Origin of the sequence: Alistipes shahii WAL 8301 (genome assembly GCF_025145845.1) — a bacterium.
GTDB classification, from domain to species: Bacteria; Bacteroidota; Bacteroidia; order Bacteroidales; family Rikenellaceae; genus Alistipes; species Alistipes shahii.
On the sequence record NZ_CP102253.1, the window covers coordinates 287,868 to 301,787 of the forward strand.

Below are 13,920 nucleotides of genomic sequence, written 5' to 3' on the forward strand. Positions count from 1 at the left end.
TCCGACATGACCATGAAATTGAAAAGAATCGTCTTACTGATCGCCGTCTGCCTGCAGGCCCTGTCGCTTGCAGCGGCACCGCGGATCGTCCGTCCCGGCGTGAAAAGCCCCACGACGTTCGCCATTTTCATCGACAGCCGGAGTTATGAAGCCGCAGCCGCCGAGGTAGACGCCTACCGCGCCGCCGTGGAGCGCGACGGATTGGGGACCTACCTGCTCATCGACGAGTGGCAGAACCCCGAAAGCGTGCGCAGCGAGATCATCCGGATGACGGAGGCGCAGCCGCCCCTCGAAGGCGTGGTGTTCGTCGGCGACATCCCCATTGCCATGATCCGCGACGGACAGCATCTCACATCGGCGTTCAAGAGCAGTCAGGACCGCGACTGGAAAGATTCGTCGGTCCCCTCCGACCGCTATTACGACGATCCGGAACTGCAATTCGAGTTCCTGCGCCGCGACGCCGACGAACCGCTTTATTTCTACTATTCGCTCTCGCCCGAATCGCGCCAGCACATCGCGTCGCCGATCTACTCGGCCCGCATCAAGCCGCCCAAACGCGAAGGCGCGGATTCCGACGAACTGCTGCGTGCCTACCTGCGCAAGGTAGTGAAGGCCCATGCCGAACAGAACGAGCTGGACAACCTGTTCGTTTTCCGCGGCCACGGCTACAACTCCGAGGCTCCCGAAGCCTGGGCCGGGGAGCAGATCGCGCTGCGCGAACAGCTGCCCGCACTTTTCCGCACCGGCAGCACCGTGCGTTTCTATGATTTCGAAAGCCGCTGGCCCATGAAGCCCTACCTGCTGGAGAAGATGGCCCGCAAAGGCGTCGATGTCGCCCTGTGCCACCACCACGGCGCTCCCGACACGCAATACCTGAACGGATACCGAAACGGTTCGGGCATGAACGTTTCGATCGAGAACATCAAACGGTTCCTGCGCAGCAAAATCGACGGACACAAAGACCCCGAAAAACGCAAGGCCGAGCTGATCGCCTATTACGGCGTGCCCGAAGCGTGGTGCCAGCTCTCCGATTCGCTGCACACGGCCGATTCGCTGCTCGACCAGGCCATGGACGTACACATCGAAGACCTCTACAACCGGCCGATGAATCCCCGTATGGTGATGTTCGACGCCTGCTACAACGGCTCGTTCCACCTCGACGAGTGCATCGCCGCGAGCTATATCTTCGGTCCGGGCGACTGCATCGTCACCCAGGGCAATTCGGTCAACGCCCTGCAGGACAAATGGCCCGACCGCTATATTGGACTGCTCGACTGCGGCGTGCGCATCGGACAGTGGGGACGCCACGTGCATTACCTCGAAACACACCTGATCGGCGACCCGACCTACCGTTTCATCAACCGGGCGCTGCCCGGCACCGACCTAAACACGGCACTCACGGCAAAAGCATCGGACAACAAATACTGGCTCCGGATGGCCGCCGAAACGATGCCCGCCGACGTGCAGGCCATCGCCCTGCGCAAGCTGGCCGACAACGGTTACGACAAGACCGCCGACCTGTGTGAAAAACGGGTCGCCGAATCTCCTTACGGACTGGTGCGTCTCGAAGCCCTCAGGCTGATGAGCACCAGCCGCTCGCCGCGTTTCAACGCGATGCTGGTGCAGGCGGCGGGCGACAGCTACGAACTGGTGCGCCGTCTGGTGTCGCAGTGGATCGGCGACTGCGGCGACGACGAGCTGGTTCCCGCAGCCGTCGAGATGCTGCTGGACGACGAACTCTCGCTGCGCGTGGCCTACCATGCCGATGAGAACATGATGTTCATGAATCCCGACGCCGTGAGCGCTGAGCTCCGCCGTCAGTCCGCGGCCAAACACGAACTCTACCAAAACGAAGAGTCGCTACAGAAACGGCTGAAGCGCATAGCCGACAAGCAGGCCGAACAGACGGAAACGTTCAAATTCATCCGCGACCCGCAGAACAAGATGAAGCGGCGCCTGAGCGAAATCACCTATTTCCGCCTCTACCGCCACCACTACTGCGTACCCGAACTGATCGCCCTGGCCGAAGACGCCGCGCTCGAAGAGCCGCTGCGCGTAGCGGCCGTCGAGGCGTTGGGATGGTTCGGACGATCCTATCAGCGCCCCATAATCTCCGCCATGTGCGAACGGCTGCTTCAAAGTGAACAGCCCCGAACAATTTTTGAACAGACCCAACGCACATCTAAACGGTTAGAAGCTTATTAAAAAGCGAATAATGGTAAATTCCCAGAAAATCCGCGCAGCTTTCGGTTCTTTATGAGATGAAATGCCGGAGGGTTTCCATTACTCGCCAATGCATGGCATGACAGTGACAGCATAGGAACAACGAGTAATAATTATACTCAACGAGAATTAGTCAAGACTTAATCCGACAGTTTTTGTCCGATAGTGATTCAACTGTCAGAATAAGTCTTGACTATTTATACATTACGGTTTGATTGCCTAATCAGAATTCAATTTTAGTTATTATCGATGCAGTTTCCTTTTTCTCCGCCGTCGCTGGATTCTTTGCTGTTCCTCGAAAGCCCGCGCATCGACCAAGTCCAACAACGTGTCGACAACTCCTGAGACAGGATTTGCCGTGCGGCTTCGTTGTTCGTATTGGCGTTCCGCGTGCTGTTCTGCGGTATGCAGTGTTTCTTTTCGGGAGGTCGGGAACAGCTCGTTGAAAACACCGGCCGAGAACTCCCTTCCCAGCACCGAACCGTTGGCGACAATGCCATTGGTGTGGTCGATAAACGTTACGCCGTAAACCCTTCCTACGGGGTTGATCCGGAAAACAGTGTTGATACTTTCCGCTTTGAGCAATTGTCGGAACTCGTCCCGTGTGTTATGCGGGCTCATGGCGTCTTTGACCGTCTGCCGCAGACGATCGAGCGCGCCCGGCTTTTTCAGGTTGTCTTTCGACATCCCGTAATACTTTTGAAGGGCCTTATAGCCGACATCCTTTCCGATACGACTCGACTTGAATGGCGTGCCGATGCCGTAGCCGTCGTCGGTCAGAGCCCGAGACACTACCTGCATAGTTTCTTCCGTCGATCGTTCCGGTGCGTTCCTCGACCGAGACGTTGAACAGTTCCAGCAGTGTGCAAAACTCTCCGTAGGACGAGCATTTGTAATTTCGCAGGCACGACCTCACAACGGACGAGATCTGCTGCTTGACATTGCCTTCTCTGTAGTTTACCCTATGCAATCCCACTTTGTCGGCCTGCTCCTCTCCCTTGACACTCGGATGCAGGCCGTATTTGCGCTCCAAGTCACGCAGAATCTCCATCGAGCGCCGGGCTTCGAAATCGTGCGGGAGTTTGCGGCCCTGCTCATCGACCCGCAGCGACACGATATGGAGATGCTCTCTGGAAATGTCCTTGTGCTTGAAAACAATATAAGGCTGTTTGCCGTAACCCATGCGTTCCATGTACTCACAGGCGATTTTCCTGAGCTGTTCGTCGGTCAGCTTATCCTCTGGCGAGGGGTCGAGCGAAACATGGAACACCGTATTGGTAGTCCTTCTGTTGGCTTCGAGATACGGCATAAAACTCTCCATGCAGGCGTCAATATCGAGGCTCCGCATTTATCGTATGGTTCGAGCATCTTCTGCCAAAGCAGCACCTCGGCTTCATCCTTATCCACTTTCTCCTTGTTATAATACAACGCTCCACCGGGCGAGGAACCCGATCTTATATTCGCAACCACTCCTTAGCTTGTTTTGCGAGGTTGAGAATCTCCATACTCAAGGCTTTCAATTCCCTCGTGCGCTGTTCCAATGCGGCGATCTGATGCGGGATTGCAATGTTGGAGAAGTGCGCATTGATGACCTTTACAATCTGATTATAGTTGTTGGCGAGTTTCTGAAACTGGAAATAAAAATCGTTCAGCCGGGCGACGAACTGCGTCTTCGACGGATCGCGTCTGACGACAACGAACTCCTCGGCGAAGATTCTTTTGACGATAAAACGGCTGCGGTTATGCTCCGATCCGGCTTTACAAAGCAACTCCTTGAAGCGAATATTTTGCTCTTCATTGAGCCGGAAAGAGTACTTATAACTCGCAGTTTCAGGCTTCCGGGCATTTCTGTTTGTCTGTTTACGATTGGTATCCATATATGGCTTAAAAAAGGGTCGCGACTCGGGAGAACGCCCAGCCTCGCAGAGCGAGCACCTTTATATGCCGAAAAACTTTTCGGCATACAAAGGTACAGCTCGCTGTTGTCTGGCGACAACAAAAATCCGCGCCGGAGAATCTCTGACCAAAGTTTCGAAAATCCTCCGTTGCGGCTTCCGGAGCCGGGTCGGTTCCCGGTGCAATATTACAACCGTTTCGGGGTGTCCCGTCCTGAAAAAGGTTTACAGTGATTGATAATTAAAGATAAACATTTTGGTTCAAAAAATATTGTCCTGATATAAGTTTACATATGCCTTCCGAACAACCGTCTTTCGGCCCCAATGATGTTTGAGTTTCCCGGTTCTAAGTTCCGCTTCCAAGGGCGTAAGCCAATCGCAGCTGGCATGAGGTCTGAGTGAATTGTAAAGGATAACGATCTGGTCGATGCGTTCTTTTGCTGCCTGAAAACTTTCAAAACATTCCTCGTCGATCCATTCGCTCTTCAGAATACCGTTCACCCGTTCGGCAACGGCATTCTCATACGGATCGCCCTTTTCAGTCATGCTGATGCGAATCCCATTATCGGTCAGCAATTTCACATATTCTTTCGAACAATATTGGCATCCTCTGTCCGAATGATGGATTAACCCTTGCCGTTTTTGCTGCGGAGTCTGGTCTATGGCCATCCTCAGTGCACGGAGCGCTCCGTCCCGTTCCAATGTCGTATTCAGATCATAGCCTACGATCCGTTTGGAATAGGCATCCGTTATCAAAGCCAGATATGCAAATCCTTCTTTCAAAGAAATGTACGTAATATCTCCGACCCATAAACGATGCGGCCGCTCGAGGTCGAAACCCCGGATCAGATTCGGATATTTACGCATCCAGTGCCGCGAGCAGGTCGTAACGCTGTATTTCTTCCGACGTTTGACCAGAAGATTGTTTTCCGAAAGCAGCGTAAATAACCGATCCCGGCTGACCGGAAATCCGTCTTGTTGCAGCAAATGCCACAGTTTACGACCGCCGAGCCTGGGCATCAGTTTCCGGTAGTAACCCACCCGCTCCAAAAGAAGGGTGTCGGACAAGGATCCTTCCCTATTACGCCGTAAATGTTTATAATAGGCCTGACGGGTATAGCCGAACAACCCGCACAGAAACGACAGGCTCATTGCTGTGTGTCTTTCTTTGAGACGCTGGACTGTCCGGCTGCGGATTTTTTTAGCAGGTCGATACCGTATTCTTCTTGGAGGATATCTCCCATGATCTCATAGCCTTCCAGACGTAATAAAGCCTCTTCCAAGCGCCGCCGAAGGGCTTTGTTCTCGGATAATAATTCACTGGCTTCTTCACTCGTAACGCGGGACATGATCGGATAAGGATTAGGGGTACTCACAAAGCTACAACTATTTTTCGCTTTCCAGCGCTGACCCATCTTATGAATCGTAGACATGGGAATACCATGTTCTTCGGAGAGTTGGCGAGCCGTCTTGACTCCGCTCAAATACTCCTGTAAAATCAGATGACGCAACTGACGCGGTAAATAATGACGCGATAAGTCTGAATTCGTTGTTTGCTGCATAAGATTTACTCTTTTCTGTAAACCTTTTTCAGGACGGGACAGGGCAAAAAAAATCCATCGGTGCGGACTGGAGCGGTCTGGAGCGGACATCGGAACCAAGGTATTTCACCCGGTTGTATCTTGCAGCATGAAAGGTCGGTTTTCTTATTCCGTTCATTATCCCGATATAAACCGCATGAAACGGAAAACGATATTTTGAATGGTTTAAAACATAAAACCAAACATACACGCTTTACGACCGTATAGCTAACAATCAATCTCAAAAACGTTGCACCATGGATTCATTGAAAGAAACAGACAAACCTGCACCCAATCCTCCGAAACGTTCCCGTATCGAGGCCGAGGAGGAACAGATGCACCGGACTGATCGCCGGACTGGTTCCTATGGATTCGCCGGCCGTTATCCCGCTATAAACTTCATTAAACGGAAAACGGTATTTTGAATGGTTTAACCCAATAAACCAGACATACATGCTCTATGCCCGTATGGCTGACAATCAATCTCAACAACGTTGCACCATGGATTCATTAAAGGAAAAAGACAACCCCGCACCCAATCCTGCTAAGCGTCCCCGTATCGAAGTCGACGAGGAGCTGATGCGTCAGATGATCGCCGGACAGGCCCCTTTGGATTCGAAAGTCGTCCGCAGGATTCCCGAACCGGAAGAGGAAGATACGGACACTCCCGAGGGAAACACATCGGAAACGGTATCCGGAGCATCGGCACCGACTGCTGAGAAAACAGACGTCGACATCCAAACGACTACTGGAAAGGAGTCGGCCGGATTCTGGCGTAAAAAGATCGCGCTGCCGGATTTCGAACGCACGTTCTTCGCGCCGGTGGATTGCCGTAACCGCTCGGCAATCTATGTCAGCGCCCGAACCAAGCACAAAGTATCGGAAATACTCCACCTGTTAGGGAATGAGAGTACAAGGCTTACGGCATTGGTCGACAATATGCTGCGGTTCGTCATGGACATTTACCGCGACGAGCTGAATTATCTCCATGAAAAGAAAAATAAAAGACGGCCGTTTTGAAAAAGCGGAGGCATTTCGACGCCAGATAGCAGGACGGAAGGGGCCGTCGAACGAGCAGGCCGCTCGCGGCTGAACATCAGAACCGGATCGTCAGGAGCCGCAGAATATCGCCTTTTCCGACGGTAGCGTTCAGCAAAATGCCGGAGATGGAAATACGCAAGGCTCGCCCTTTGGGCGATTCGCATGGCCTTGCGTATTTTCATCTCCGGCGTTTAATTTCCTGCCGGTGGAAATAAATGACTGGGATATGATATTCCGGGATCGCGCCGGATTACTGCGCGACCTTGAAGATACCGTTCAGTTTCTCGCTTAATGCCGCCATATCCTGTCCGATTTTATCATTGGTGATCTTAGCATAGATTTGGGTCGTGGTGATCCGCTTATGCCCCAGCATCTTGCTGACCGTTTCCAGAGGTACGCCCTGCGTGAGCGTAACCGTCGTGGCGAAGGTATGCCGTGCGAGGTGGATCGTGGGGTTGAACGACAGACCGGCATGTCTGGCAACATGCCGCAAGGACATGTTCAGCGTATTATAAGTGCCTTTGAGCGGAAAGACCCGGTCGCCTGAGAGATGCATATCCTTATAACGCTCGTAAAGCATTTCGGCAACGGGAAGCAGTTTGACACGGAACTGCGTACCTGTTTTCTGACGCCTGTCGATAATCCAGCGCTCCCCGTTATCGTCCGTATGGATGTCCGCGTGGGTGAGTTTCACTACGTCCGCATGGCTCAGGCCCGTAAAGGCGCAGAAAACGAAGGCATCCCGGTTAATGCCCGTCCGGTAGTTGGGGAGCCTGACATCCATCACGGCCTGCAATTCCGAAGCGGATAGATAACGTCGTTCAGCGTATTCCGCTTTGACATAGAACCCGGCGAAAGGATCGACGGCAATCCAGCCGTTCTTATACGCCGTGTAGGTCATCAGCTTCAGTTTCTTGATAGTCGAATGGATCGTCCCGGAACGCATCCCTTGTACCGAGGAGAGGTAGACCACAAACTTTTCGATGAAATCCCGCTTCAGCTCTTTGAAAGGAATATCTTTTACACGGTATTCGTATTCGAGGAAAGAGGCAAGCCGGTTACGGCGTTTGCGGTAATTGTCATAGCTCGAATAAGCGCGGTCTTTGCCCACGCGCTTGCGGAAATCTGCAAGATATTCGTCGAAGGTCTGCAACAGCAGGCGGCAGTCGTCACCCATACCGAGGAAAGCGTTGCGGACCTTTTCAGCCGTAACGTATGAATCACGGTCGCAGAGACGTTGGTACTGCTTGCCGATATTGGTCTTGATGTTCTCCAACTTTTCATTGAGACGCTGGGCTTCAAGACTTCTGCCGGAGGCTTTGTTGGCTTTGGCATCCCAAAGGCTGGAACGAACGGAGAGTTTGCTGCTGAACTGCGACATCGTGCCATTGATGGTGATACGGCCCATAACGGGAACCTGACCGTGTTTTTCCGACTGCCTTTTTACATAGAAAAGGACTTTGAAAGTGCTGCGTTGCATAATAACTTGAACTTTGTGGATGGGTTAAACGTTAAGTCAAGTTATTTGTTATGCGGAAATCCGATGCAACAAACTGAAAACAAACGCCTTAATGCAAACAAAAGCATTTCGGGCAGGTAACGGATAAGTAACGAAACTCACCGTTAATCCTGCCCGAATGTGCAATTCTATTGCTCGGAGCATATGCAGAACAGAGAATTAAATACCTGTAAACATGATATTTACTCTTTCCTGCGCTTCTCTTTCCCTACAAAACCCGAACCTACACGGGTCCGGCCCTCTCTTTTTCCGGCTGCGCGCTACCCGGCCGGGGTCTCCGCCCCGACGGCGGCGCACCGCTGGTAGAAATCGCGGGCCACGACGATGCGGATGGCCCGGTGGAGAATCGAGAATTCGAGCGGCGTATGGCCCAGCGGCTCTCCGTCGATCTCGACCGACACCTCGGGCGAAGATTCGATGCGGATGCGGCTTCCGCGCTCCTGGAGGATGTGGCGGATGCGGTAGATGCCGCCGTTGAACAGGTAGTGGAAGCGGAACAGCAGGTGCCAGAAGTGCACCGGGCGGATCAGCGACAGGTCGAGCATGCCGTCGTCGGCCACGGCCGCCGGCAGCTGCTGGATGCCCCCGCCGTTGAACTTGCAGATGCCGATGGCGGCCGACAGCAGCAGGTTGTTGTAGACCAGCCGGTCGTCGACCCAGACTTTGACGCCCGTGGACTTGTAGCGGAAGAAATTCTTCACCAGACACCACGTATAGCGCCAGCGGCTCCGGTGACCCTTCTTTTTCAGGTGCGAGAGCTTGCGCACGACATGCGCGTCGAACCCCGCCCCGGCGACGTTGGCCATGTAGCGGCTCTGGCGGTAGTGCGCCTCCTCGTAGGAGACCACCCCGACGTCCTGCAGGAAGGAATACCCCTCGCTGATGGCCTTCACGGCGTCCTGATAGCGGTTCGAGATGCCGAACGTGCGGACCCAGTCGTTGCCCGTGCCCACGGCCACCACGGCCACGAGCACCTCGTCGGGACACACCTCCTGCTGGATGAACAGCCCGTTCACCACCTCGTGCAGCGTCCCGTCGCCGCCCACGACGATGATCCGGCGGTAGCCTTCGCGCACGGCCGTGACGGTGAGTTCCGTGGCGTGGAACTTGTGCTCCGTGAAGACCGGTTCGCAGAGGATGTGGGCATCGCGCAGGTGTTTCGAAATCTGTGGAAAATGGTCAAGCCCGCGACCGCTTCCGGCCACGGGATTGACGATGACGAACCATTTTCCGGAATCGGCCGCCACGCTGCGATTATTTTTCGGGAACGTTGCGCAGCGTGTCGACCAGGAAGTCGTAGAACTTCCCGACCGAGGCGATCTCCACCTTCTCGTCGGGCGAGTGGGGGTAGCAGATCGTCGGGCCGAACGAAATCATGTCCAGCCCGGGATAGGCGCTGCCGATGATGCCGCACTCCAGCCCGGCGTGAATGGCCGTCACGGCGGGCTTCTTCCCGTACAGCGCCTCGTAGGAGGCGGTCATGGCCTTCAGGATCGGCGACTCCATGTCGGGGTTCCAGCCGTTGTAGGCGCCCGTGAGTTCCGTTTTGGCCCCGGCCAGCGTGAAGAGGGCGGCGATGGACTCGCCCAGCGCCTCCTTCTCGGTGTTGACCGAGCTGCGCAGCAGGCATTGGAGTTTCACCGTCCTGCCGTCCGACACCACGCGTGCGAGGTTCGTCGAGGTCTGCACCAGCCCGGGCATGGCCACCGACATCCGCTGCACCCCGTCGGGGCAGGCCGCAACGGCCTTGATCAGATTTCCGGCAACCTCCTTCGGCAGCATTTCGGCCGGTTTTCCGACCTCCGCGACCTTGACCGACACCGCGTCCTCGATGCCGGCGTACTCGGCTCTTACGGTCTCCTCGTAGGCTTTCACCGCAGCGGCGAACTCGTCGTAGTCCCTGGTTTCGACCAGCACCACGGCCTCGGCCTCGCGCGGGATGGCGTTGCGGAGTCCGCCGCCGTCCACCGACGCCAGCAGCACGTCGCACGGCGCGGCATTCAAAAAGCGGAACAGCACCTTGTTGGCGTTGGCGCGCTGGCAGACGATCTGGATGCCCGAGTGGCCGCCCTTGAGCCCCTTGACGCTGATCTTCGCAGCGGTATAACCGCCCGCGGGTGTCGGCTCGGCCTTGTAGCCGAAGGTCATATTGGCGTCGAGCCCTCCGGCGCAGCCCACGTAGAGTTCGCCCTCCTCCTCGGAATCGAGGTTCAGCAGGATGTCGCCGTGCAGCAGCCCCTTTTCCAGACCGTTCGCACCGTCCATGCCGGTCTCCTCGGTGGCCGTGAACAGGGCCTCCAGCGGCCCGTGCTTCAGCGTCCGGTCCTCCAGCACCGCGAGGATCGCCGCCACGCCGATACCGTTGTCGGCGCCCAGCGTCGTGCCGTCGGCCGTCACCCAGCCGCCGTCGATGTAGGCGTCGATGGGGTCCTTGGTGAAATCGAACTCCTTGTCGTTGTTCTTCTGCGGAACCATGTCGAGGTGGGCTTGCAGGATCACGCCCTTGCGGTCCTCCATCCCCTTCGAGGCGGGTTTGCGGACATAGACGTTGTGCGCCGCGTCCTCCTTCGATTCGAGGCCCTGCGCGCGGGCGAAATCGAGAATATAGCGGCGGATCTTCTCCTCGTGCGACGAGGGGCGCGGGATGCGGACGATCTCCGCGAAATGTTTCCAGACAAGCGCCGGTTTCAGCGCGACCAAATTACGGTCCATAATATTGAAGTTTAAGTGTTATATATCCATATCGTTCAAATCTCTCTCTTTCTCCGTCTCTTCCGTTCCGGCGGCCGCTGTCGCAGCCGGTCAGCGGCCCCCGGGAAGGGACAGGTCCGCCGCTCCGGGCCGGCGGCGGTCAACGGTCCCCGGTCCCGTCCTTTTCGACACTCCTGTCGAACGCCTCGACGATGTGTTTCACGAGCGGGTGGCGGACGATGTCGCGTTTGTCGAACTCCACGATGCCGATGCCGTCGACGCCCCGCAGAATCTCCATCGTGCGCACCAGACCGCTGTCCGACTTGCGCGGCAGGTCGATCTGCGTCACGTCGCCCGTGACGATGAACCGCGCATTGCGGCCCATGCGCGTCAGGAACATCTTGATCTGCGACAGGGTGGTGTTCTGCGCCTCGTCCAGAATGACGAAGGCGTTGTCCAGCGTGCGGCCGCGCATGTAGGCCAGCGGGGCGATCTGCACGGTCCCCTCTTCGAGGTGTTTCTGGAGCTTGGCCGGCGGGATCATGTCGTTCAGCGCGTCGTACAGCGGTTGCAGGTAGGGGTCCAGCTTCTCCTTCATGTCGCCGGGCAGGAAACCCAGCTTCTCGCCCGCCTCGACGGCCGGACGCGTGAGGATGATGCGCCGCACCTGCCGCTCCTTCAGCGCGCGGACGGCCAGCGCGATGGCCGTATAGGTCTTGCCCGAGCCGGCAGGCCCCACGGCGAACAGCAGGTCGTTCCTGTCGTAGAGTTTGACGAGCCGCTGCTGGTTGACCGTCCGGGCGCGGACGATCGTGCCGTTGTTGCCGTAGACGATCACGTCCTTGTCGACCGGGGCGTCGTCCTGCGCGATGCCGCCCGCGAAACACTGTTCGATGACCTCGGCCGAGACGTGGCCGTATTTGACATAGTAGGCCGCAAGCCCCTCCATGCGTTTGGCGAAACGCTGCGTGTCGGCCTCCGGGCCGAGGACCTTGAGCGACTGCCCGCGCGCGACGATCTTCAGCGTGGGGTGCAGCGATTTGATCTGTTCGAGGTAGACGTCCTGCGCCCCGTAGAGTTCGCGGGGATCGACGCCTTCGAGCATGATTTCCTTTCCGACAGTTTCCGTCATAGACCGATCAGAATAAATAGCCGAAGCTGAGCGCCACGTTATACGTACGGAGTTTGTCGAGCTGCCGCCCGTCGGGCAGCACCACGTCGTGTTTCGAGCGGAACTGGCCGTTGTAGCGCAGGTCGATCAGCAGGTGGCGCATCAGCACGATGCCCGCACCCACGGTGTACGACACCGAGGGACGCACGCGGCCGAAGTCCAGCAGGTCGCCGCCCGACTTCTGCTTGCAGTCGTTCATCACCGTGAAGACCGGACCGGCATAGATCCGCACGGGATTGAGCAGCCGCAGCGACGCCAGCACCGGAACGTCGATCGAATTGGACTTGAGGTTGATCTCGCTCCCGCCCTCGGGACGGATACGGAGGCCCTGGCGGACGTAGAGTATCTGCGGCTCGATGGCGAAGGCCCCGAGATTGACGGCCGTCGTGATACCGGCCTGCCAGCCCAGCTTGTTCTTCACGTCGGTTTCACTCATATTGGTCGTGTAGTCGGGGATATTGATACCGCCGACCACGCCCCACTCCACCCGCGCGCGGGGCCGTTGTGCGGCGGCGCCCGCCGCAATGGCTGCAAACAAAAGGGTCAGTACGATTCTGCGAAGCATCATTTTAATTCTTAATTTTTCATTTTCAATTGTATCGACGCCCAGAGCATGTAGGCCACGCACGCGGCGACGAAGAGCATGCCCAGGTGCGGATTGCCCCAGGCGCGGACGATCGCACCGCAGACGGGTCCCGAAACCGCCCCGGCCGAGATGGCCATGATCATCAGCCCGGCCACCTCGTTGGCGTTCTCCGGAACGGCCTTGGTGGCCACGGCGTAGAACGTGGCGAAGACGCACGCCATGGCGAAGCCCAGCACTCCCACGGCGGCGTAGATGGCGGCCTCGTTGCGCACGAACAGCAGCGCCGCGCACAACGCCAGCGCCCCGGTCATGTTCCAGGTCAGGTATTTCACGTCGGAGACCTTCACCAGCACCCACGCGCCGATCAATGTACCGACGATGCGGCAGGCGTAGAAGCCCGTGGTGGTGAGGATCGACGAGGGATTGTCGATCAGCCGCACCGACAAGAAGCCGATGCCCACGTCGGCGGCGATAAAGCACGCCACGCCCAGCGTCGAGAGCAGCACGGCACGGTTTTTCAACAGGCGGAAGCAGTCGGCGAGTCCCGCGGAGCGTTCTCTCTGCGCAGGTTCCGGCACCGGAGTCAGTTGCAGCCAGAGACCCCCGACCACCGTAAGGCCCGCATAGATCGGCAGCAGGAGCCGCCACGAACCCGTCGCGGCGACCAGCCCCGTGACGATCGGAGCCAGCAGCAGGAGCGAAGTGTTGCGGAATATCTGACCCACGGTGAGGTAGCTGGTCATCCTTTCGCCGGGAACGATGGTCGCCAGCAGAGGGTTGACGGCCACCTGGATCGCCGTGTTGCCGACGCCCAGCAGGCCGAAGCCCGCGAAATACCACCCCAGGGCGCAGTCCGCGCCGGCGGCATAGGGCGTCATCAGCCCCGCGACGGTGAAGCCGTAGCCCAGAAGCGCCGTGGCCTTGCGGCCCCAGCGGTTCATCAGCGCCGCGACCGGAGTCGAGAGCACCAGAAACCAGAGGAAAACCATCGTCGGCAGGAAGCTCACGGCGGCCTGCTGTCCGGGCGGGAATTCGGCGGCGATGCGGCCCGTGATCGGGGCCACCATGTCGCAGAAACCCATGATGAAGAAGCCCGCAAGCACGGGTCCGAGCAATCGTTTGTCTACTTTGTCTACACTCATCCGAGACGAAATTTCGGGTTCCAAATTTTTCAAAGTTACATTTTTTTCCGCAAAAAACGCGTTTCCGGCGGC

General features: G+C 57.0%; 14 protein-coding genes. 3 read left to right on the forward strand and 11 right to left on the reverse strand.

Annotation, left to right across the window (positions count from 1 at the left end; translation table 11 throughout):
- The first annotated feature begins 12 nt into the window (after positions 1 to 12).
- Entirely contained in the window at positions 13 to 2,205 is a 2,193-nt protein-coding gene (locus NQ492_RS01230) for a HEAT repeat domain-containing protein (RefSeq protein ID WP_044054729.1), read from the forward strand.
- 261 nt (positions 2,206 to 2,466) lie between these two features.
- Here the strand turns inward: NQ492_RS01230 and NQ492_RS01235 are convergent, their stop codons facing one another.
- The 5 genes from NQ492_RS01235 to NQ492_RS01255 all read right to left on the reverse strand — a co-directional run bounded on the left by NQ492_RS01235 (position 2,467) and on the right by NQ492_RS01255 (position 5,770).
- The gene (locus tag NQ492_RS01235) at positions 2,467 to 2,910 is read right to left on the reverse strand and encodes a hypothetical protein (protein WP_229028907.1); all 444 of its coding nucleotides are present in this window, start codon (positions 2,908 to 2,910) and stop codon (positions 2,467 to 2,469) included.
- Positions 2,911 to 2,932: 22 nt separating this feature from the next.
- A complete protein-coding gene (locus tag NQ492_RS01240; RefSeq protein ID WP_254886404.1) occupies positions 2,933 to 3,571 on the reverse strand; it encodes a relaxase/mobilization nuclease domain-containing protein in 639 nt (212 codons plus the stop codon).
- A 106-nt stretch (positions 3,572 to 3,677) separates the two neighbouring features.
- Entirely contained in the window at positions 3,678 to 4,100 is a 423-nt protein-coding gene (locus NQ492_RS01245; RefSeq protein WP_259873567.1) for a plasmid mobilization protein, read from the reverse strand.
- Between the two features lie 279 nt (positions 4,101 to 4,379).
- Positions 4,380 to 5,270, reverse strand: a complete 891-nt coding sequence (locus NQ492_RS01250) for an IS3 family transposase (protein ID WP_014774758.1) — start codon at positions 5,268 to 5,270, stop codon at positions 4,380 to 4,382.
- Complete coding sequence (locus NQ492_RS01255; protein WP_259873569.1) at positions 5,267 to 5,770, reverse strand: hypothetical protein; 504 nt, start codon at positions 5,768 to 5,770, stop codon at positions 5,267 to 5,269. Before NQ492_RS01255 ends, NQ492_RS01250 begins: the two co-directional genes overlap by 4 nt.
- A 185-nt stretch (positions 5,771 to 5,955) precedes the next feature.
- Between NQ492_RS01255 and NQ492_RS01260 the strand changes: the two genes are divergently transcribed.
- Entirely contained in the window at positions 5,956 to 6,123 is a 168-nt protein-coding gene (locus tag NQ492_RS01260) for a hypothetical protein (RefSeq protein WP_259873571.1), read from the forward strand.
- Positions 6,124 to 6,199: 76 nt separating this feature from the next.
- The gene (locus NQ492_RS01265) at positions 6,200 to 6,718 is read left to right on the forward strand and encodes a DUF3408 domain-containing protein (protein WP_259873573.1); all 519 of its coding nucleotides are present in this window, start codon (positions 6,200 to 6,202) and stop codon (positions 6,716 to 6,718) included.
- A 271-nt stretch (positions 6,719 to 6,989) separates the two neighbouring features.
- On the opposite strand, the gene NQ492_RS01270 is transcribed toward NQ492_RS01265, so the two are convergent.
- The 6 genes from NQ492_RS01270 to NQ492_RS01295 all read right to left on the reverse strand — a co-directional run bounded on the left by NQ492_RS01270 (position 6,990) and on the right by NQ492_RS01295 (position 13,848).
- On the reverse strand, positions 6,990 to 8,219 hold the full coding sequence (locus NQ492_RS01270; protein ID WP_259873575.1) for a site-specific integrase: 1,230 nt from the start codon (positions 8,217 to 8,219) through the stop codon (positions 6,990 to 6,992).
- A gap of 299 nt (positions 8,220 to 8,518) precedes the next feature.
- Positions 8,519 to 9,505, reverse strand: coding sequence for a diacylglycerol/lipid kinase family protein (locus NQ492_RS01275; protein ID WP_022061413.1), 987 nt, complete (start codon positions 9,503 to 9,505; stop codon positions 8,519 to 8,521).
- Positions 9,506 to 9,512: 7 nt separating this feature from the next.
- Positions 9,513 to 10,970: an aminoacyl-histidine dipeptidase gene (locus NQ492_RS01280; protein WP_015546619.1), complete on the reverse strand. Its 1,458-nt coding sequence runs from the start codon at positions 10,968 to 10,970 to the stop codon at positions 9,513 to 9,515.
- 139 nt (positions 10,971 to 11,109) lie between these two features.
- Positions 11,110 to 12,081 carry a PhoH family protein gene (locus NQ492_RS01285; RefSeq protein WP_015546620.1) on the reverse strand — a complete coding sequence of 324 codons (972 nt, stop codon included), beginning with the start codon at positions 12,079 to 12,081 and terminating at the stop codon, positions 11,110 to 11,112.
- Between the two features lie 7 nt (positions 12,082 to 12,088).
- Positions 12,089 to 12,685 (reverse strand): porin family protein, encoded by a 597-nt coding sequence (locus tag NQ492_RS01290; RefSeq protein WP_044054743.1) that lies wholly within the window; start codon positions 12,683 to 12,685, stop codon positions 12,089 to 12,091.
- Positions 12,686 to 12,696: 11 nt separating this feature from the next.
- On the reverse strand, positions 12,697 to 13,848 hold the full coding sequence (locus tag NQ492_RS01295) for an MFS transporter (RefSeq protein WP_022061417.1): 1,152 nt from the start codon (positions 13,846 to 13,848) through the stop codon (positions 12,697 to 12,699).
- Positions 13,849 to 13,920 lie beyond the last annotated feature (72 nt).

Coding starts and splice junctions, on each gene's coding strand:
- NQ492_RS01230 (WP_044054729.1), top strand. CDS start 13: ATGAAATTGAAAAGAATCGTCTTACTGATCGCCGTCTGCCTGCAGGCC.
- NQ492_RS01235 (WP_229028907.1), bottom strand. CDS start 2,910: ATGTCGAAAGACAACCTGAAAAAGCCGGGCGCGCTCGATCGTCTGCGG.
- NQ492_RS01240 (WP_254886404.1), bottom strand. CDS start 3,571: ATGCGGAGCCTCGATATTGACGCCTGCATGGAGAGTTTTATGCCGTAT.
- NQ492_RS01245 (WP_259873567.1), bottom strand. CDS start 4,100: ATGGATACCAATCGTAAACAGACAAACAGAAATGCCCGGAAGCCTGAA.
- NQ492_RS01250 (WP_014774758.1), bottom strand. CDS start 5,270: ATGAGCCTGTCGTTTCTGTGCGGGTTGTTCGGCTATACCCGTCAGGCC.
- NQ492_RS01255 (WP_259873569.1), bottom strand. CDS start 5,770: ATGTCCGCTCCAGACCGCTCCAGTCCGCACCGATGGATTTTTTTTGCC.
- NQ492_RS01260 (WP_259873571.1), top strand. CDS start 5,956: ATGGATTCATTGAAAGAAACAGACAAACCTGCACCCAATCCTCCGAAA.
- NQ492_RS01265 (WP_259873573.1), top strand. CDS start 6,200: ATGGATTCATTAAAGGAAAAAGACAACCCCGCACCCAATCCTGCTAAG.
- NQ492_RS01270 (WP_259873575.1), bottom strand. CDS start 8,219: ATGCAACGCAGCACTTTCAAAGTCCTTTTCTATGTAAAAAGGCAGTCG.
- NQ492_RS01280 (WP_015546619.1), bottom strand. CDS start 10,970: ATGGACCGTAATTTGGTCGCGCTGAAACCGGCGCTTGTCTGGAAACAT.
- NQ492_RS01285 (WP_015546620.1), bottom strand. CDS start 12,081: ATGACGGAAACTGTCGGAAAGGAAATCATGCTCGAAGGCGTCGATCCC.
- NQ492_RS01290 (WP_044054743.1), bottom strand. CDS start 12,685: ATGCTTCGCAGAATCGTACTGACCCTTTTGTTTGCAGCCATTGCGGCG.
- NQ492_RS01295 (WP_022061417.1), bottom strand. CDS start 13,848: ATGAGTGTAGACAAAGTAGACAAACGATTGCTCGGACCCGTGCTTGCG.